The organism is Roseovarius sp. (genome assembly GCF_027019125.1).
Classification (GTDB): Bacteria; Pseudomonadota; Alphaproteobacteria; order Rhodobacterales; family Rhodobacteraceae; genus Roseovarius.
In genome coordinates this window covers 537,205-554,668 of record NZ_JALUXE010000030.1, presented here as the reverse complement: position 1 = coordinate 554,668, position 17,464 = coordinate 537,205, and the positions used below count along the sequence as shown (strand labels likewise).

Sequence of the window (17,464 nt, the reverse complement as noted above, 5' to 3'; positions counted from 1 at the left end):
GCCAGATCATCGGACTGATACCGAGAAGGCGAACTTTCAGCTGATAGATTTGCCCCGATGCTTCCATGTTATGACACTGCCATCAACACCCGCCACCGGCAACTGCCCCGCACTTTGCGGTACTCTCGACGCCGATGCTGGGGCTGATCCTGTGGCTCTTGACCCAAGACATCGCCGACGGCTTTCGGACCTATCTCCTGATCCTGCTGGCGGTCGATGTCTTTTCGCTCATCTTCGACGTCATCGACACCCGCAAATGGTTGTCAGGCGACCGAAAGATCGCCTGACGCCCTGTTTGTTCAACCCAGCTTGCGCAAGCGCGCGAACAGGCTCGACGTATCCCAACGCCCGCCGCCCATCTTCTGCACATCCTTGTAGAACTGATCGACCAGCGCCGTCACCGGCAGGCTCGCGCCGGTCTCGTCTGCGGTGCTCAGGCAAATGCCCAGGTCCTTGCGCATCCAGTCGACGGCAAAACCGTGGTTCCACTTGTCGTCCAGCATGGTCTCATAGCGGTTCGACATCTGCCACGACCCGGCCGCACCCTGAGAAATGACCTCGACCACCGCGCGCCCGTCGAGCCCCGCCTTCTCGGCGAAATGCAGCGCTTCGGCCAGCCCCTGCACCAGACCGGCAATCGCGATCTGATTGCACATCTTGGTCATCTGCCCGGCCCCGCTCTCGCCGATCCGGCGGCAGAGCTTGGCATAGACCTGCATCACCGGCTCGGCCGCCGCATAGGCCGCCTCATCACCGCCGCACATGATCGAAAGCTGGCCATTCTCGGCCCCCGCCTGACCGCCCGACACCGGCGCGTCGACAAAATTCAGCCCCGCCGCCTTGGCCTCGGCGTAAAGCTCGGCCGTAACCTTTGACGACACAGTGGTGTGGTCCACGAAGACCGCCCCCGGCCCCATCCCGGCAAAGGCACCATCTGCCCCCTGACAGACCGAGCGCAGATCGTCGTCATTGCCCACGCAGGCCATCACAAATTCGGCCCCTGCGGCGGCCTCGCGCGGGGTCGCGGCGTGCCGCCCGCCATGCTGGGCCGCCCATGCCTCGGCTTTGGCCGCCGTGCGGTTATAGACACAGACCTCATGTCCCGCTGCCGCCAGATGCCCCGCCATCGGATAGCCCATAACCCCGAGCCCCAGAAACGCCAGTTTTGCCATTGTCCCGTCCTCTCCCATACTGTGTGCCATTGTCTTGCCGGGGTTTTCTGACTATCCCCGGCAGGTGATGCAAGCGGAAAATAGGGCGGTGCCGGGGCATGTCAGGGGTCTTGAAATGGTTGTTGAGGTTGGCAGGCGGTGCCATCCTGCTGGCGCTGCTGGCGCTGGTCGGCACCTATTTCCTGCTGTCGCGCTCGCTGCCAGACTATGACAAGACGCTGACCGTTTCGGGCATCTCCGCCCCGGTCGAGATCGTGCGCGACAATGCCAATGTGCCGCATATTCTGGGCCAGACGGATGCCGACAGTTTCTTTGGGCTGGGCTATGCCCACGCGCAGGACCGCCTCTGGCAGATGATGACGATGCGCCGCACCGTGCAGGGGCGGCTTTCAGAGGTGTTCGGCCCCCGCACCGTCAAGATCGACAGCACCCTGCGCCGGCTCGACCTCTATACGCTCGCGCGCCAGTCGGTCGCGGCGCAGGATGCCGATACCTTGGCGGCCCTCAAGGCCTATGCCGATGGCGTCAACGCCCGCCTGACCGAGATCAACCGCGAGGCTCTGGGGCGCGGTGCCCCGGAACAGTTCATTTTCAACGCCCCCATCGCGCCATGGCAACCCGCCGACTCCATCGCGCTGGTCAAGCTCATGGCGGTTCAGCTTTCTTCGCATCTCGAAAACGAGGTGCTTTTTGCCCGCGCCGCCCTGGCGCTGGAAGACCCGGACCGTCTGGCAGACATCATGCCTCTTGCGCCCGGCAGCGGCATCGCCGCCCTGCCCGAATATGCCGCCCTCTTTCCCGGTGCGGACTGGTCGCGCGTCGCGCAGAGCGAACCGGAAACAGACGATCCGCTCTCGCCCTTCAAACACCGCGCCTTCGCCGGGGCCTCGAATGCCTTTGCCGCTGCGCCCTCGCGCTCGGCCTCGGGCGGGACACTTCTCGCCAATGACCCGCACCTGGGCTTTTCCGCGCCGAACATCTGGTATCTCGCCCGGCTTGACCTGAAAACCGGTGGCGTGATCGGCGGCACCATTCCCGGAATTCCCGCGATCCTGACCGGGCGCAGCGCGCGGCTGGGCTGGGCCGTCACCTCGTCCTATCTCGACGATCAGGACCTCTATATCGAAGAGGTGAACCCCGACAATCCCGATGAGTACCGCACGCCGGACGGCTGGAAAGAGTTCCGCACCGCGCGCTCCATCATCGAGATCAAGGATGCCGATCCCGTCACCCTCACCCTGCGCTGGACAGACAACGGCCCCGTCCTGCCCGGCAGCCATTATGATCTGGCCGAAGTGACCCCGGCGGGCCATGTGGCCTCGCTCGCCTGGACAGCGCTCAGCCCCGAGGATACCACCATGTCCTCGGCCATCGGCCTGATGCGCGCGCAGACGGTACAAGAGGCGATCGACCTTAGCCGGCTCTATATCGCGCCCTCCCAGAACCTCACCCTTGTGGACCAGAACACCATCGCCTTGCGCCTGATCGGCGCCATGCCGCGCCGCGACGCCCGCCACGAGAGCGAAGGGCGCATGCCCGCGCGTGGCTGGCTGCCGGAAAACCGCTGGCAGGGTATGCTGCCCTTTGCCGCCAACCCCGAATTCATCGCCCCCTCGGGTGGCATCCTCGGCAATACCAACAACAAGGTGGTGGATCGCCCCTTTCCCATGCACGTAAGCCACCTCTGGGGCGATACGCAGCGCGTCCATCGCTGGCGCAGGCTCATGCAGGGCCGCGAGGTGCATACCCGCGACAGCTTTATCGAGGCGCAACTGGACACCGTCAGCTTTACCGCCCGCTCGCTCTTGCCGCTTATCGGCGCCGATCTTTGGTTCACCGGGGAATCCGCCCCCGAGGGCACCCCCGAACGCCTGCGCCAAAGGGCGCTTACCATGCTGGCCGACTGGAACGGCGAGATGAACGAACATCTGCCCGAGCCGCTGATCTACGCCGCCTGGATGCGCGCACTGATGGACCGCCTCATTCGCGACGACCTCGGCCCCCTCTCGCGCGAGTTCGACCATCCCGACCCGATCTTCATCGAACGCGTGTTCCGTAATGTCGATGGGGCCGCCGCCTGGTGCGATGTCAAGCAGTCAACGGCGGTCGAGACCTGCACCGACACCGCCCGCATGGCGCTCGACGATGCGCTGATCTGGATTTCCGAGCGCTATGGCGCGTCGCTCGAAAGCCTGCGATGGGGCGACGCGCATCAGGCCACCCATGATCATCAGGTTCTGGGCGATGTGCCGCTTCTGCGCTATTTCGTGAATATCCGCCAATCCACCTCGGGGGGCGACAACACGCTCCTGCGCGGGCGCACGCGCGGGGGCGCCGGGCCGGATCCGTTCCAGAACGTCCATGGCGCGGGCTATCGCGGGGTCTACGACTTTGCCGACCCTGACAGCAGCGTGTTCATCATCGCCACCGGCCAATCGGGGCACTTCCTCAGCCGCTATTACGACAACCTGTCGCAACTCTGGCGGCGTGGCGAATATATCCCCATGTCGCTCGACCCCGATCTGGCCCGCGCGGCAGCGGTGGGGATTACGATCCTTCGCCCCGAGACGCAGTAGCAGCGCCCTCCGCCCTCCCGCGCGGTCGTCAGAGCCTGCGGGGGCAAAGAATCTCAACTTTTCTCACTCCGTTTGGAACCGCGCCGTGCCTCCGGCGTTGATCTCCCAAGCGCGCATTCGGCGCGTTGATGCAATCGCAGGACTGACCCTGCAGAAACGGAGGATACTATGACGTTCCGCACACTGGCTCTTGCAACGGCCCTTACAAGCGTTTCCGCCCTGACGGCCTTGGCCGCAGACGAAGGCGGCACTGAACGGCAGGCGCAAGACAACAGCGGCGTGGATGCCATCTATGAACAAGGCGCGGACACTGCCGCACCTGCGCAGTCCGACACCTGGTCAGAGGCGACCGTTGCCGAGAATGGCGACATTCACGCGCCCACCGAACTTGACCTGACGGCAAAAGACGAGCGCGAAGCCGGCAAGACCCTCGTCGAGAATATTCTCGCAGAGGCCGAAACCGGTGCAACGCTCACGTCCGTGGATGACAAGATCATCGGCGAGGTCGTGGCGCATGAAGGCGACGAGAGCACCGAGCACCTGATCTATGTCGATATCAGCTCGGATGCCCAGATTCAGGCCAAGCGTATCGGCTTTGAGGCAGGCTCGCTCAGCGTCGGGGAAAACGGTGGCTTGGAATATGCCATGACGCTCGAGCAATTGCGCACCGCCGTGGCAGAAAAAGTCGCGACGATGACGCAGTAACGCCCCGCGTTTCACGGCGCGCTCCTCCCTCCCGGCGCGCCCACGGCCCGGCCCTCAGCGGCCGGGCCGTTTTGCAGTCATGCCCCAAAATCTCCCACAGCCGATCACGCGCCCCTTCCCCCCGCCGCGCGGGTGCTTTAAAGACCCGCGCATGCACATCCCCGAAGGAGCCCGCCCGATGCAGGAACCGTCCATCACCCCCGATCTCGTCGCGGCCCATGGCCTCAAGCCAGAGGAATACGACCGTATCCTCGAGATCATCGGGCGCGAGCCGACCTTTACCGAACTGGGCATCTTTTCGGCCATGTGGAACGAACACTGTTCCTACAAATCGTCCAAGAAATGGTTGCGCACCCTGCCCACCACCGGCCCGCAAGTGATCTGCGGCCCGGGCGAGAATGCCGGCGTGGTCGACATTGGGGACGGCCAGGCCGTGGTCTTCAAGATGGAAAGCCACAATCACCCCTCCTACATCGAGCCGTATCAAGGGGCCGCAACCGGCGTGGGCGGCATCCTGCGCGATGTCTTCACCATGGGCGCGCGCCCCATCGCCTCGATGAACGCGCTCAGCTTTGGCGAACCGTCGCACCCCAAGACACGCCAGCTCGTGCATGGCGTCGTGGCGGGCGTGGGCGGTTATGGCAACTGCTTTGGCGTGCCTTGCGCGGGCGGCGAAGTGCGCTTCGATCCGGCCTATAACGGCAACTGCCTTGTGAACGCCTTTGCCGCAGGTCTGGCCGACGCGGACAAGATTTTCTATTCCGCCGCCTCGGGCGTCGGCATGCCCGTGGTCTATCTCGGGGCCAAGACGGGGCGCGACGGTGTCGGCGGGGCGACCATGGCCAGCGCCGAGTTCGACGACAGCATCGAGGAAAAGCGCCCCACCGTGCAGGTGGGCGACCCCTTCACCGAAAAGCGCCTGATGGAGGCCTGTCTCGAACTCATGGCCACCGGGGCCGTGATTTCCATTCAGGACATGGGTGCTGCGGGCCTCACCTGTTCCGCCGTGGAAATGGGCGACAAGGGCGGTCTGGGCGTCAAGCTGCAACTCGACGCCGTGCCGCAGCGCGAGGCGAACATGACCGCCTACGAGATGATGCTCTCGGAATCTCAGGAACGCATGCTCATGGTCCTGCGTCCCGAGCTGGAGGCCGAGGCACGCGCCGTGTTCGAGAAATGGGACCTCGATTTCGCCATCGTCGGCGAGACCATCGCCGAAGACCGCTTTCTCATCCTGCATGGCAATGACATCAAGGCCGATCTGCCCCTGGCCACGCTCTCGGGTTCTGCCCCGGAATATGATCGCCCTTGGGTGGAAACCGCCCCTGCCACGCCGCTCGACCCCGCGACCGTGCCGGGCGTCGATCCCATCGACGGTCTCAAGGCGCTCATCGGCTCGATCAATTACTGCGCCCGCCAATGGGTTTACGAGCAATATGACACCATGGTCATGGCCGACACGGCCCGCACGCCCGGTCAGGGCGCAGGGCTCATCCGCGTGCATGGCACCGACAAACTTCTCGCCTTCACCTCCGACGTGACCCCGCGCTACGTCAAGGCCAACCCGTTCGAGGGCGGCAAACAGGCGGTGGCCGAGGCCTATCGCAACCTCTCCGCCCTGGGCGCGGTGCCGCTTGCCACCACCGACAACCTCAACTTCGGCAACCCCGAAAAGCCCGAGATCATGGGGCAGTTCGTGGGCGCGATCAAGGGCATCGGCGCGGCGGTGGCCGCCCTCGACATGCCCATCGTATCCGGCAACGTCTCACTCTATAACGAAACCGACGGTGCCGCGATCCTGCCCACGCCGACCATCGGCGCCGTGGGCATCATCCGTGACCCCGCAACCGCCATCACCGGTCAGGCGCGGGATGGGCATGTGGCGCTTGTCTTGGGCGAAACCCATGGGCACCTGGGCCAATCGGCACTTCTGGCCGAGGTGTTCAACCGGGTCGAGGGCGACGCGCCCCCCGTGGACCTTGCCGCAGAAAAGCGCCACGGCGATTTCATCCGCTCCAACCACGCGCTGATCAAGGCCTGCACCGACCTCAGCGATGGCGGTCTGGCCCTTGCCGCCTTCGAGATGGCTGAGGCGGCAGGCGTGGGCGTGCAGCTCGACAGCGATGATGCCGCCACCCTCTTCGGCGAGGATCAGGCGCGCTATCTCATCGCCTGCAACTTCGATCAGGCCGAGGCGCTGATGATCGCCGCAGGTCAAGCGGGCGTGCCTCTCACTTCCGTTGGGCGCTTCACCGGCGACACCGTGCGCTTTGGCAAATCCGAGGCTCCGCTCGCCGAATTGTCGAGCCTGTTCCGGGGCACCTTCGGGGCGACCTTCGGCTAAGGAGGCAGGCACATCAGGATAGCGATTCTGGCCTGTTTCTGACGTTCGCCCCAATCCCCAAAGCGCGGACTCAAGGCGCGTAGCGCCGCCGCGCAGCGCCCGTCCGCCCCCTCGGACGGGCCCCGCGCGACTCATCGCAAAAGCGCAACGATCCCTTAAGACCACCCTCTCACCCCATCACATTATCCGGAGCCCCATGGCGCGGACACGGCCACCGTGGCAGGCTCGTGCCAGCCATGAAAGGATCCTCCATGCTCCGCCGCCTGCTTCTTGCCAGCCTTGTCCTGCTCGCCACGCCCCTCACAGCACAGGACACCCCCCCAGAGCCAGAACCCGCGATGACGCTCGACCGGCTCGATACCATCATCCGCGCCCTCGACCCGCAAGCGCAGAGCAACGGAACCGTCTGGCAGCTCAGCGTCAATGACGTGCAGGTTCTCATCGTCACGGATGAAACCGCCGACCGGATGCGCGCCATGACCCCCGTGGCCAAGACCGAAGACCTTGCACCCGAAGACCTCAGCCGCGTCCTGCAAGCCAATTTCGACACCGCTCTCGATGCGCGCTACGCCATTGCCAAGGATATTCTCTGGGCCGCCTTCATCCATCCGCTCAAACCTCTGGAAAAGGACGAATTCATCTCGGGTCTGGGTCAGGTGGTGAACCTCGCCCAGAGTTACGGCACGCTCTATTCCGGCGGCGCGCTGCAATATGGCGGCGGCGACAGCGGTGCGCTGCAACGCGCGCTCATCGACGATCTGCTCAAGAAGGGCGAGGAAATCTGAACCTCGCCAGAGGGGGGCGCTGCCCCCCACGCGCCTCGCGGCGCTCCCCCCGAGGTATTTTGCGCCAGATGAAAGGCAGGCGCCACGCTCTCTTGCACTCCTCCCGGCGGCGCTCTACATCTTGGGCAAGACCTGACAAGGAGACCACCGATGGCCATGCTCGCCTCCGATCTCGAAGCCCTGATCCGCCAGGCCCTGCCCAATGCAAAGATCACCGTCGAAGGCGACGACGGCGTGCATTTCGCCGCCGAAGTGATCGACGAGAGCTTTCGTGGCATGAACCGCGTGCAGCAGCAACGCGCCGTCTACGCCGCGCTCAAGGGCAAGATGGACGGCCCCAACGGTGCCGTGCATGCGCTCGCACTGACAACCAAGGCGCCCGACTGAGCCTGATGGAACCCCGCCTCCTCGTTGCCTTGCTGATCTTGCCCTTCGCGGGAATATTTGCCTACACGATGTGGCATGAAATCCTCCGCTACCGCCGCGACGGGCGCGCCGCCTATGGCCTTGGCTATTGCGAAGAAACCGACAGCACCCATGTAACGCTTTTGGGAGACGATGAAACCGGGTATGACCCGGACGAGACCGCCACCCCGGCCAAGGCCGATTGACAGACCGATAGGACATATCATGACTGACGCCAAGACCCGCATCGAAGACACCGTGAAATCTGCCGATGTCGTGCTCTACATGAAGGGCACCAAGGACATGCCGCAATGTGGCTTCTCCAGCCGCGTTGCGGGCGTGCTGAATTACATGGGCGTGACCTACACCGATGTGAACGTGCTCGCCGACGAAGAGATTCGCCAGGGGATCAAGGACTATTCCGATTGGCCCACCATCCCCCAGCTTTACGTGAAGGGCGAATTCGTGGGCGGCTGCGACATCATCACCGAGATGACGCTCTCGGGAGAGCTCGACGAATTGTTCGAGAAATCCGGCGTCTCCTATGACAAGGATGCCGCCAACAAGATCCGCGAAGCGAACGCTTGATCGAACAAGGCGGCCGGAACACCCGGCCGCCTGTCTCTTTAACCCCGCCGGGTCCAGCCCCAGAGACAGAGCATTTCCATCAGAACATGCGCCCCCGCAATCGCGGTGGCCCCCGTGGTATCATAGGGCGGCGATACCTCGACCATATCCCCACCAACCAGATTGATCCCCGCCAGATCGCGCAGAATGATCGCGGCCTGCGCCGATGTCAGCCCGCCCCAGACCGGCGTGCCGGTGCCGGGCGCAAAGGCGGGGTCGAGCGCATCGATGTCAAAGGTCATGTAAACCTGCGCATCGCCCACGATCTCCTTGATCTTGCGCGCGATTTCCACCGGCCCCTCCAGATGCACCTGACGCGCGTCAAGCGTGGTAAAGCCCATCGTATCGGGATTGGTGGTGCGTATCCCCACCTGCACCGACCGCATGACATCGACAAACCCCTGTTTCACCGCCTTGTACATCATCGTGCCATGGTCGATCCGCGTGAGGTCGTCATCAGCCCATGTATCGGAATGGGCATCGAAATGGATCACCGCCAGCGGCCCGTATTTCTCGGCATGGGCCTGCAACAGCGGCAGGGTGATATAGTGATCGCCGCCAATCGCGAAACAGGCGGCACCTGCGTCCAGAATCCCCCGCGCATGTGTACACAATGTCCCGGGGAAGGCCGCCACATGCGCATAATCAAACGCCAGATCGCCATAGTCCACGATGCTCAGATGGGACAGCGGATCATAGCCATCCCAGCCATAGGGCGGATCATAGACCTGCAGCGCGCTCGCCTCGCGCACCGCGCGCGGCCCCATGCGGGTGCCGGTCCGGTTGGTCACGGATTGGTCGAACGGCACGCCTGTGATCGCCACATCCACACCGCTTAGGTCTTTGCTGTAACGCCGCCGCGCAAAGGACAGCGCCCCGCCAAAGGTATTCTCATAAGTTAGCCCACGCAGGTCATCGCGCGTAAACGCCTGATCCACCTGCTTTTTTGCATCTTCCAGTGCCATGATATCCCTCTCTCAGGCGATCGGTTGCGCGCGCTCGACCAGCCGCGCAAAGAACGAGGCGCCGATCGGTGCCACCGCATCGTTGAAATTGAACCCCGGATGGTGCAGCCCCGGCCCCTCGCCCTGTCCAAGAAACAGATACGACCCGGGGCGTTCTTGCAGCATGTAGGAAAAATCCTCGGCCCCCATCTCGCGCGGGCGATCCGCGATGACGGCCCCCTCGCCCACCACCTCACGCGCGACCTCTGTGGCAAAGGCGGTCTTGTCGGCGTCATTGTAGGTCGCAGGGTATCCAAGGTCGATACGCACCTCGGCGCGCACCCCATGCGCGGCCGCCGTGCCATGCGCCACCTCGCGCAGTCGCCGATGCACCATTTCCTGCACCTCGGGCGTGAAGGTGCGGATCGTCGCGTTGATATAGGCGGTCTCAGGGATCACGTTATCCACTGTTCCGGTGTGAATCTGCGTCACCGAGATTACCAGATCATCCAGCGGATTGCGGTTGCGGCTGACAATGGTCTGAATCGCCTGCACGATGGCCACCGCCGCCACCACCGGATCAAGGCACTCATGCGGCATGGCCCCATGCCCCCCCCGCCCGATCACGTCGATATGGAGCGTGTCCACCGCCGCCATGATGGGCCCCGGTGTGGTCTCGAACCGGCCCGCAGGCACCCCCGGCAGCGTATGGAGCGCATAGACCTGATCCACGCCGTAGCGACTCAGCGCGCCCTCCTCGACCATGATACGCCCGCCGCCCGGCCCCTCTTCGGCGGGTTGAAAGAGCAGCACCACGCGCCCGGCGAAATTCCGCGTCTCCGACAGGTATTTGGCCGCCCCCAGCAACATGGTGGTATGCCCGTCATGGCCACAGGCATGCATCTTGCCCGGGGTTTGGCTGGCATACTCCAGCCCGGTGATCTCGGTCATCGGCAGCGCATCCATATCGGCGCGCAGACCAATCGTGGGCCCATCCCCCCGCCCCTCGATCACCGCGATGACACCAGTCGTCGCCACTCCGGTTTCGATCTGGGTGATGCCGAATTCGCGCAGGCGCTCGACCACAAAGGCGGCTGTCTGGTGACAATCGAACCCAAGTTCGGGATGCGCGTGCAGATGCCTGCGCCAGGCCGTCATTTCCTCGGAAAACCCGGCAATTCGATTGATCACGGCCATCTCTGGACATCCCTTCCTTCTCGCGTCAGGGTCCACTCAACCCCAAAGACGAGGCCGCCGCAATGCCTGACGACACGCTCATTCACGATCCCCTTGGCGGATTGCCCCGCCTCATCGCCATCATGGCCCGCCTGCGTGATCCCGACACGGGCTGCCCCTGGGATATCGAGCAGGATTTCGCCACCATCGCCCCCTACACGATCGAAGAGGCCTATGAGGTGGCCGACGCGATCGAACAGGAAAACTGGCAAGAGTTGCGCGGCGAATTGGGCGATCTTCTGTTGCAGGTGGTGTTTCATTCCCAGATCGCGCAGGACCGGGGCCTGTTTGACGTTCAGGACGTGGCCAACGCCATCTCGGATAAAATGGTCGCGCGCCATCCGCATGTGTTCGGCTCCGAGAGCCGCGACAAGACCGCCGAACAGCAAACCCGCGACTGGGAGACGGTCAAGGCCGCCGAACGCGCCGCCGAGGCAAAGACCGGCACACTCGACGGCGTGGCGCTTGGCCTGCCGGCGCTCCTGCGCGCGGTCAAGCTCCAGAAACGCGCCGCGCGCGTTGGCTTTGACTGGCCAGACTCTTCTCATGTTCTCAACAAGATACGCGAAGAAGTTGAGGAACTGCATGAAGCCGCGACCGAACTGACTCAGGACGCTGTCGAAGAAGAGTTCGGCGACCTTCTCTTTGTCATGGCCAATCTCGCCCGGCACATGAAGCTCTGCCCCGAAACCGCCCTGCGCCGCGCCAATGCCAAGTTCACCCGGCGTTTCGAGCGGATCGAGTCCCTTTTGGCCGAACGCGGTCTGCGCCCGTCAGACTCGGATCTGGCTGAAATGGACGCGCTCTGGGAACAGGCCAAGGCCGAGGAACGCAGCTAGTTCCATCCTACAACCGCTTGTAATCACGCCCAAAACCCGCCACTCTGCTGACGAATAGCAAAAGGACCGACCCGATGACGATCATGGATGAGGCCCGCAATGTTCTGGGTGAGGCTCTGGAAGCCTGCTCGACCAAGCCGCTCACCGGCTTTTTCCGCGACGGCCATTGCAACACCTGCGACGCGGATCACGGCAGCCATACGGTCTGCGCGGTGATGACCGCCGAATTTCTGGCCTTTTCCAAATATGTCGGCAACGACCTCAGCACGCCGCACCCGGAATTCCAGTTTCCCGGCCTGAAACCGGGCGATCAGTGGTGCCTCTGCGCCGCGCGCTTTCTTCAGGCCCATGACGAGGGCTGCGCCCCCATGGTGCGGCTCGACGCCACCCATGTGCGCGCCCTCGAAATCGTGCCGCTCGAAGTGCTGCAAGAGCACGCCGCCCCGGAGAGCTGAGAGAATGGCCACTGTCCCCCTTCTGTCCGATTCCGAGGCCAGCCCCGAGGCGCGCGCCGTATTCGACGACATCCGCGCCACCCGTGGCAGCGATTTCATCAACAATTTCTGGCGCGCGCTGGCCCATGACCCGGCGCTCTTACGCGCAACCTGGGACCGGCTCAAGGCGGTGATGGGCCCTGGCACCCTCGATCCGCTGACCAAGGAACTGATCTATATCGCCGTGTCGGTCGCCAATGGGTGCGAATATTGCGCGCATTCCCACACCGCCGCCGCGCGCGCCAAGGGCATGACAGCTGAGCAGCATGGCGAATTGCTCTCGGTGATCGGCATGGCCGCCCAGACCAATGCGCTCGCCACCGCCCTTCAGGTGCCGGTTGACGACACCTTCAAGGTCTGAACCCCGCGCGACGCCTCAGATCTTCATGTCAAAGCCCAGATGCTTGGCGACCGTGAAAATATCCTTGTCGCCACGCCCGCACATATTCATCACCAGGAGGTGATCCTTGGGCAGGGTCGGCGCGATTTTCATCACATGGGCAAGGGCATGGCTCGGTTCCAGTGCCGGGATGATCCCCTCTTGCGCACAGCAGAGCTGGAACGCTTCCAGCGCCTCGGTGTCGGTGATCGACACATATTTGGCACGCCCCGTCTCATGCAGCCAGCTATGCTCCGGCCCAATGCCCGGATAATCCAGACCTGCCGAAATCGAATGTCCCTCAAGGATCTGCCCATCGGCATCCTGCAAGAGATATGTGCGATTGCCATGCAGCACGCCGGGCCGCCCGCCAGTCAGGCTCGCGCAATGCTCCATGCGGTCATCGACGCCATGCCCCCCGGCCTCGACCCCGATGATATTGACGGTCGGATCGTCAAGGAACGGATAGAACAGCCCCATCGCGTTCGACCCGCCGCCAATCGCCGCCACCAGCGTATCGGGCAGACGCCCTTCTGCGGCCTGCATCTGCTCTTTGGTTTCCTTGCCGATGATCGACTGGAAATCGCGCACCATCGCCGGGTAGGGATGCGGCCCCGCCACCGTGCCGATGCAATAGAAGGTGTCGCGCACATTCGTGACCCAATCGCGCAGCGCGTCGTTCATCGCATCCTTGAGCGTGCCACGTCCGCTTGTCACCGGCACCACCTCGGCGCCGAGCAACCGCATCCGGAACACATTGGGTGCCTGACGTTCGACATCATGTGCGCCCATGTAGACCACGCATTGCAGCCCGAACTTGGCGCAAACGGTAGCCGTCGCGACCCCATGCTGACCGGCACCCGTTTCCGCGATGATCCGCTTCTTGCCCATGCGGCGGGCAAGGATGATCTGGCCCAGCACGTTGTTGATCTTGTGCGCGCCGGTGTGGTTCAACTCATCGCGCTTGAGATAGATCTTGGCCCCGCCCAGATGCTGCGTCAGCCGGTCGGCATAATAGAGCGGCGAGGGGCGGCCCACGTAATGCGTCCACAGATCGTGCATCTCGTCCCAGAACGACGGATCGGTCTTGGCATGCTCATACTGCTCTTCGAGTTCCAGAATGAGCGGCATCAGGGTTTCCGACACGAACCGCCCGCCGAAATCGCCGAACCGGCCCTTCTCGTCGGGGCCAGTCATAAAGCTGTTGAAGAGATCGTTCATTGTCTCGGGCCTTTGTCATTCGGGAAAGTCTGAGGTTGAATATGGGACGCGCAGAGGATTTTCCAGCGAAAAGCGGGGCGATCAGAGGCAGCGGATCACATAGAGCCGCGACCAGAGGTCCGGCTCGGCCAGAAGAAAGGGCAAGAACGGCTCGGACCGCTGCGCGATATGGATCTGGCCACTGTCCACCAGCGATTCCAGCACCGATTGAAACCCCTGCGCCTTCCACGTCGCCTCAAGCAGGTTAAAGACACCGAAGCCGCCGGGGCGTGTCACGCGGGCCAGATGAATCAGGCTTTCGGGCGGGGCATGACCGGGGCCAAAGGCCCCGACACAGACAAACCCGGCAAAACTGTCATCGGCAAAGGGCAGACCGCTGCCCATCTCGGCCTCGACCAGATTGGCGTAATGCCCCGTCGCCTGCGCCGCCGCCAACATGCCCGGCGAAAGATCGCAGCCGGTTATCGGCCCGTAGCCCAGAATGCTCAGGCTCTCGGCCACCAGCCCCGTGCCGCAAGCGGCATCAAGCACCGGCCCATCGGTCGTGCCCATGAACCGCGCGAACATCGCAGCCCCAAGGGCGGGCAACCGAAACCCTTTCGCCAGATTGTCGGCGTCATAGCTGAGCGCCCAATCATTATAGATCGCGCGGGATTGCTCGGGCGTCTTGGCCCCGTATACATCGCTCAGATCATCCATGATGCGCGCCTCCCTCCAATGGGGCCAGCATGCCCTAGCTCTGCGCGTTGTCAATAAAGGCGCGGATCAGGTCCGCATCCTTCACCCCCGGCGCGGCCTCAACCCCGGAGGACACGTCGAGTTGCCGCGCGCCCGTCCGCGCCACGGCCTCGGCCACGTTGTCAGGGTTCAGCCCCCCCGCCAGAAGCCACGGCAAGGGCCAATCGCGCCCCGCGATCAAACCCCAGTCAAAGGCCAGCGCATTGCCCCCCGGCCGTGTCGCCCCCGGTGGCGGCTTGGCGTCGATCAAAAGCTGATCGGCGGCCCCACCGTAGACGTCGATCTGCGCCAGATCCGCCGCCTCGGCAATTCCGATGGCCTTGATCACCGGCAATCCATAGCGCGTCTTGACCTCGGCCAACCGCGCCGGGCTCTCATGCCCATGCAATTGCAGGAAATCGAGCGGCACCTGATCCGTGAGCGCATCGAGCATGGCGTCATCAGCATCGACCGTCAGCGCCACCTTGGCCACGCCCGGCGGCACGCCCAGGGCAAGGGTGCGCGCCTGCGCGAGGCTCACGTTACGCGGCGATTTTCCAAAGAACACGAAGCCGACATAGGCCGCACCCGCCTCAATCGCCGCCGACACGTCAGCGGCGGCGGTGAGGCCGCAAATCTTGACACGAATATTTCTTGTCATGCGCGCAGGTTAGCTCGCCTGATCAAGAAGCGCCAGAACCTCATCCTTGCCCTGGTGCCGTTCGCCTTTCAGACGCTTGATCTCGGCCCGCAGACTGGCCAGTTCCCGCGCCTGCCGCGCCGCGGCTGCCCGCTCGCCCGCCTCACGAATCCATTCCCAGATGAATCCGACAATCAGCCCCATCAGAATGCCGCCAAAGATCACGATGAACAGCGGCAGGTCATAGGTCGGGTTGAGCGCGGCAAACCCCGCCAATTCATCAGGCAGCACCCGCAAGGTCACGACCCCGCGATTGGCCAGCGCAATCAGCACCAGCGCAAGGGCGAAAATGGCAATCGAGGCATAGCGGATATAGCGCATGGATTACTTTCCGTTGAGCCGGTCACGCAAGAGCTTGCCGGTCTTGAAGAAGGGCACGTTTTTCTCCTCAACATGCACACTTTCGCCCGTGCGGGGATTGCGACCTGTGCGCGCATCCCGCTTTTTCACGGAGAACGCACCAAAGCCGCGCAATTCGACGCGATTGCCCTCGGCCAGCGCATCGGTGATCTCATTGAAGATCGTATTGACGATACGCTCGACGTCGCGCTGATAAAGATGCGGATTCTCGTCGGCGATTTTTTGAATCAGTTCCGATCGGATCATCGGTGGTCTCTCCCCCGGCCTTATTGTTTGTAACTTTGCGGCAGTTGAGGGGGACTATAGCCAGAATGCTGCGAAACCCAAACAGAAAGCCGGGGCAAGAGGCGGAAATCTATGCGATTTTTTGCTGACCGCAGGCAATTTTCCCGCCCTGCCCTTGTCCAGCGGCGGCACATCGCGGGCACGGCCTTGATGCTGCGTCGCGGCATCAGGATCGCACCGGCGTTGATTCGGATCGGCGGCCACACGCCTTCTTACAACGCCACTGGTGGACATTTCGCCACGTCCCCCCCATGCTGCGCCGGGCACCGCGAGGACAGGCATGACGGCACGACAGATCATCATCGACACCGATCCCGGTCAGGATGACGCGGTGGCGATCCTCTTTGCCTTGGCCTGCCCCGAGGCGCTCGAGGTGCTGGGCCTGACTTGTGTCGCAGGCAACGTCCCACTGGCCATGACCACGCGCAATGCGCGCAAGATCTGCGAATTGGCAGGCCGCTCGGATCTGCCGGTCTTTGCCGGATGCGACCGCCCCCTTGGCCGCGCGCTGATCACGGCAGAGCATGTGCATGGCCGCTCCGGCCTCGATGGCCCGGACCTGCCCGAACCGACCATGCCGCTGCAGGATCGGCACTCCGTCGAGTTTCTCATCGACACCCTGCGCACGCGCCCCTCCGGCACGGTCACACTGGTGCCCATCGGCCCGCTCACCAATATCGCAACGGCCTTTCAGCGCGCGCCTGACATCATCCCGCGCGTTCAGGAAATCGTGCTCATGGGGGGCGCGCATGCGGCCCATGGCAATGTAACCCCGGCGGCAGAGTTCAACATCCATGTCGACCCCGAGGCTGCCGCCTGCGTCATGGCCTCCGGTGCACCGATTACGATGCTGCCGCTCGACGTGACGCACAAGGCCCTCGTCACCCCCTCCCGCAATGCCGCCTTTCACGCCCTTGGAACGCCGGTAGGGGCGGCGGTCGGCGCGCTCACCGGGTTCTATGAACGCTACCACCCCGAGCGCCACGGTCGCGACGGCGCGCCGTTGCACGATCCCTGCACGATCGGCTGGCTCTTGCGCCCCGATCTCTTCACCGCCCGCCGCGTCAATGTGGAAATCGAGACCGGATCCGAATTGACCATGGGCATGACAGTGGTGGATTGGTGGGGTGTCACCAAACGCCCCGCCAATGCCACATTCGTCCACGATATTCGCGCGCAGGATTTCTTTGACCTGCTCACTGAAAGGCTCTCGCGCCTATGACCACCGCCCTCAGCCTCGCCCGGCCCGATGATCTGGACCGGCTTTTGCCGCTGGTCGCCGCCTTTCACGACGAAGCCGGCATTGTCCAGTCCGACACCGCCCGCCGTGCCGCCCTTCTGCCCATGCTCGAAGGCAGCCCGCATGGCGTGACCTATCTGATCGGACCGGGCCGCGCGCCCATCGGCTATATCGTCATCAGCTTTGGCTGGTCGGTCGAGTTCGGCGGCCTCGATGGCTATGTCGATGAATTCTACATCCGCCCCGGCGTGCGCGGGCGCGGCATCGGCTCCGAGGTGATGGTCAGCCTGCCCAAGGCTCTTGCCGGTGCCGGGCTGAAGGCCCTGCATCTCGAAGTCCGACGCGACAATGACAAGGTGCGCGCCCTGTATCGCAAACTGCGCTTCGAGCCGCGCGATGCCTACAGCCTCATGACCTGCGCGCTCTAGACTTTTC

At 63.7% G+C, this 17,464-nt stretch carries 21 protein-coding genes; 13 read left to right on the top strand and 8 right to left on the bottom strand.

Annotated elements, in window-relative coordinates:
* Window positions 1-134: 134 nt before the first annotated feature.
* Window positions 135-287 (top strand): hypothetical protein, encoded by a 153-nt coding sequence (locus MVC20_RS14945; protein WP_297542746.1) that lies wholly within the window; start codon window positions 135-137, stop codon window positions 285-287.
* Window positions 288-299: 12 nt separating this feature from the next.
* Here MVC20_RS14945 and MVC20_RS14940 read toward each other — a convergent pair whose 3' ends face one another.
* A complete protein-coding gene (locus tag MVC20_RS14940) occupies window positions 300-1,190 on the bottom strand; it encodes an NAD(P)-dependent oxidoreductase (protein ID WP_297542744.1) in 891 nt (296 codons plus the stop codon).
* 80 nt (window positions 1,191-1,270) lie between these two features.
* Here MVC20_RS14940 and MVC20_RS14935 point away from each other — a divergent pair, with 80 nt between their 5' ends.
* The 7 genes from MVC20_RS14935 to grxD all read left to right on the top strand — a co-directional run bounded on the left by MVC20_RS14935 (window position 1,271) and on the right by grxD (window position 8,575).
* Window positions 1,271-3,748 carry a penicillin acylase family protein gene (locus tag MVC20_RS14935; protein ID WP_297542742.1) on the top strand — a complete coding sequence of 826 codons (2,478 nt, stop codon included), beginning with the start codon at window positions 1,271-1,273 and terminating at the stop codon, window positions 3,746-3,748.
* A gap of 168 nt (window positions 3,749-3,916) precedes the next feature.
* The gene (locus tag MVC20_RS14930) at window positions 3,917-4,453 is read left to right on the top strand and encodes a phosphoribosylglycinamide synthetase (protein ID WP_297542740.1); all 537 of its coding nucleotides are present in this window, start codon (window positions 3,917-3,919) and stop codon (window positions 4,451-4,453) included.
* A 178-nt stretch (window positions 4,454-4,631) separates the two neighbouring features.
* Entirely contained in the window at window positions 4,632-6,797 is a 2,166-nt protein-coding gene (gene purL / locus MVC20_RS14925) for a phosphoribosylformylglycinamidine synthase subunit PurL (protein WP_297542738.1), read from the top strand.
* A 251-nt stretch (window positions 6,798-7,048) separates the two neighbouring features.
* Window positions 7,049-7,582 (top strand): hypothetical protein, encoded by a 534-nt coding sequence (locus tag MVC20_RS14920; RefSeq protein WP_297542736.1) that lies wholly within the window; start codon window positions 7,049-7,051, stop codon window positions 7,580-7,582.
* Window positions 7,583-7,732: 150 nt separating this feature from the next.
* Window positions 7,733-7,969, top strand: coding sequence for a BolA/IbaG family iron-sulfur metabolism protein (locus MVC20_RS14915; RefSeq protein WP_037269401.1), 237 nt, complete (start codon window positions 7,733-7,735; stop codon window positions 7,967-7,969).
* 5 nt (window positions 7,970-7,974) lie between these two features.
* The gene (locus MVC20_RS14910; RefSeq protein ID WP_297542733.1) at window positions 7,975-8,193 is read left to right on the top strand and encodes a hypothetical protein; all 219 of its coding nucleotides are present in this window, start codon (window positions 7,975-7,977) and stop codon (window positions 8,191-8,193) included.
* Between the two features lie 19 nt (window positions 8,194-8,212).
* Window positions 8,213-8,575, top strand: a complete 363-nt coding sequence (grxD, locus tag MVC20_RS14905; RefSeq protein WP_297542731.1) for a Grx4 family monothiol glutaredoxin — start codon at window positions 8,213-8,215, stop codon at window positions 8,573-8,575.
* Between the two features lie 38 nt (window positions 8,576-8,613).
* On the opposite strand, the gene speB is transcribed toward grxD, so the two are convergent.
* On the bottom strand, window positions 8,614-9,579 hold the full coding sequence (speB, locus tag MVC20_RS14900; RefSeq protein ID WP_297542729.1) for an agmatinase: 966 nt from the start codon (window positions 9,577-9,579) through the stop codon (window positions 8,614-8,616).
* 12 nt (window positions 9,580-9,591) lie between these two features.
* Window positions 9,592-10,755, bottom strand: a complete 1,164-nt coding sequence (locus MVC20_RS14895) for a M20 aminoacylase family protein (protein ID WP_297542727.1) — start codon at window positions 10,753-10,755, stop codon at window positions 9,592-9,594.
* A 62-nt stretch (window positions 10,756-10,817) separates the two neighbouring features.
* Here MVC20_RS14895 and mazG point away from each other — a divergent pair, with 62 nt between their 5' ends.
* The 3 genes from mazG to MVC20_RS14880 all read left to right on the top strand — a co-directional run bounded on the left by mazG (window position 10,818) and on the right by MVC20_RS14880 (window position 12,488).
* On the top strand, window positions 10,818-11,633 hold the full coding sequence (gene mazG, locus MVC20_RS14890) for a nucleoside triphosphate pyrophosphohydrolase (RefSeq protein WP_297542725.1): 816 nt from the start codon (window positions 10,818-10,820) through the stop codon (window positions 11,631-11,633).
* 74 nt (window positions 11,634-11,707) lie between these two features.
* Window positions 11,708-12,088, top strand: coding sequence for a DUF2237 domain-containing protein (locus MVC20_RS14885; RefSeq protein ID WP_297542723.1), 381 nt, complete (start codon window positions 11,708-11,710; stop codon window positions 12,086-12,088).
* Window positions 12,089-12,092: 4 nt separating this feature from the next.
* Window positions 12,093-12,488: a carboxymuconolactone decarboxylase family protein gene (locus tag MVC20_RS14880; RefSeq protein ID WP_297542721.1), complete on the top strand. Its 396-nt coding sequence runs from the start codon at window positions 12,093-12,095 to the stop codon at window positions 12,486-12,488.
* Between the two features lie 15 nt (window positions 12,489-12,503).
* Here the strand turns inward: MVC20_RS14880 and trpB are convergent, their stop codons facing one another.
* The 5 genes from trpB to ihfB all read right to left on the bottom strand — a co-directional run bounded on the left by trpB (window position 12,504) and on the right by ihfB (window position 15,750).
* Entirely contained in the window at window positions 12,504-13,727 is a 1,224-nt protein-coding gene (gene trpB, locus MVC20_RS14875; RefSeq protein WP_297542719.1) for a tryptophan synthase subunit beta, read from the bottom strand.
* Between the two features lie 81 nt (window positions 13,728-13,808).
* Window positions 13,809-14,426, bottom strand: a complete 618-nt coding sequence (locus tag MVC20_RS14870) for a class I SAM-dependent methyltransferase (RefSeq protein WP_297542717.1) — start codon at window positions 14,424-14,426, stop codon at window positions 13,809-13,811.
* A 34-nt stretch (window positions 14,427-14,460) separates the two neighbouring features.
* Window positions 14,461-15,105 (bottom strand): phosphoribosylanthranilate isomerase, encoded by a 645-nt coding sequence (locus MVC20_RS14865; protein WP_297542715.1) that lies wholly within the window; start codon window positions 15,103-15,105, stop codon window positions 14,461-14,463.
* 9 nt (window positions 15,106-15,114) lie between these two features.
* Entirely contained in the window at window positions 15,115-15,465 is a 351-nt protein-coding gene (locus tag MVC20_RS14860; RefSeq protein WP_037269371.1) for a lipopolysaccharide assembly protein LapA domain-containing protein, read from the bottom strand.
* 3 nt (window positions 15,466-15,468) lie between these two features.
* Entirely contained in the window at window positions 15,469-15,750 is a 282-nt protein-coding gene (gene ihfB, locus MVC20_RS14855) for an integration host factor subunit beta (protein WP_008282380.1), read from the bottom strand.
* A gap of 319 nt (window positions 15,751-16,069) precedes the next feature.
* Between ihfB and MVC20_RS14850 the strand changes: the two genes are divergently transcribed.
* Complete coding sequence (locus tag MVC20_RS14850) at window positions 16,070-17,011, top strand: nucleoside hydrolase (RefSeq protein WP_297542712.1); 942 nt, start codon at window positions 16,070-16,072, stop codon at window positions 17,009-17,011.
* Complete coding sequence (locus MVC20_RS14845) at window positions 17,008-17,457, top strand: N-acetyltransferase (RefSeq protein ID WP_297542710.1); 450 nt, start codon at window positions 17,008-17,010, stop codon at window positions 17,455-17,457. The genes MVC20_RS14850 and MVC20_RS14845 overlap by 4 nt, the downstream gene beginning before the upstream one ends.
* Window positions 17,458-17,464 lie beyond the last annotated feature (7 nt).

Coding starts and splice junctions, on each gene's coding strand:
- MVC20_RS14880 (WP_297542721.1), top strand. CDS start 12,093: ATGGCCACTGTCCCCCTTCTGTCCGATTCCGAGGCCAGCCCCGAGGCG.
- MVC20_RS14845 (WP_297542710.1), top strand. CDS start 17,008: ATGACCACCGCCCTCAGCCTCGCCCGGCCCGATGATCTGGACCGGCTT.
- MVC20_RS14940 (WP_297542744.1), bottom strand. CDS start 1,190: ATGGGAGAGGACGGGACAATGGCAAAACTGGCGTTTCTGGGGCTCGGG.
- ihfB (WP_008282380.1), bottom strand. CDS start 15,750: ATGATCCGATCGGAACTGATTCAAAAAATCGCCGACGAGAATCCGCAT.
- MVC20_RS14895 (WP_297542727.1), bottom strand. CDS start 10,755: ATGGCCGTGATCAATCGAATTGCCGGGTTTTCCGAGGAAATGACGGCC.
- MVC20_RS14915 (WP_037269401.1), top strand. CDS start 7,733: ATGGCCATGCTCGCCTCCGATCTCGAAGCCCTGATCCGCCAGGCCCTG.
- MVC20_RS14920 (WP_297542736.1), top strand. CDS start 7,049: ATGCTCCGCCGCCTGCTTCTTGCCAGCCTTGTCCTGCTCGCCACGCCC.
- speB (WP_297542729.1), bottom strand. CDS start 9,579: ATGGCACTGGAAGATGCAAAAAAGCAGGTGGATCAGGCGTTTACGCGC.
- MVC20_RS14850 (WP_297542712.1), top strand. CDS start 16,070: ATGACGGCACGACAGATCATCATCGACACCGATCCCGGTCAGGATGAC.
- grxD (WP_297542731.1), top strand. CDS start 8,213: ATGACTGACGCCAAGACCCGCATCGAAGACACCGTGAAATCTGCCGAT.
- MVC20_RS14885 (WP_297542723.1), top strand. CDS start 11,708: ATGACGATCATGGATGAGGCCCGCAATGTTCTGGGTGAGGCTCTGGAA.
- MVC20_RS14930 (WP_297542740.1), top strand. CDS start 3,917: ATGACGTTCCGCACACTGGCTCTTGCAACGGCCCTTACAAGCGTTTCC.
- MVC20_RS14945 (WP_297542746.1), top strand. CDS start 135: ATGCTGGGGCTGATCCTGTGGCTCTTGACCCAAGACATCGCCGACGGC.
- MVC20_RS14865 (WP_297542715.1), bottom strand. CDS start 15,105: ATGACAAGAAATATTCGTGTCAAGATTTGCGGCCTCACCGCCGCCGCT.
- mazG (WP_297542725.1), top strand. CDS start 10,818: ATGCCTGACGACACGCTCATTCACGATCCCCTTGGCGGATTGCCCCGC.
- MVC20_RS14870 (WP_297542717.1), bottom strand. CDS start 14,426: ATGGATGATCTGAGCGATGTATACGGGGCCAAGACGCCCGAGCAATCC.
- purL (WP_297542738.1), top strand. CDS start 4,632: ATGCAGGAACCGTCCATCACCCCCGATCTCGTCGCGGCCCATGGCCTC.
- MVC20_RS14910 (WP_297542733.1), top strand. CDS start 7,975: ATGGAACCCCGCCTCCTCGTTGCCTTGCTGATCTTGCCCTTCGCGGGA.
- MVC20_RS14860 (WP_037269371.1), bottom strand. CDS start 15,465: ATGCGCTATATCCGCTATGCCTCGATTGCCATTTTCGCCCTTGCGCTG.
- trpB (WP_297542719.1), bottom strand. CDS start 13,727: ATGAACGATCTCTTCAACAGCTTTATGACTGGCCCCGACGAGAAGGGC.
- MVC20_RS14935 (WP_297542742.1), top strand. CDS start 1,271: ATGTCAGGGGTCTTGAAATGGTTGTTGAGGTTGGCAGGCGGTGCCATC.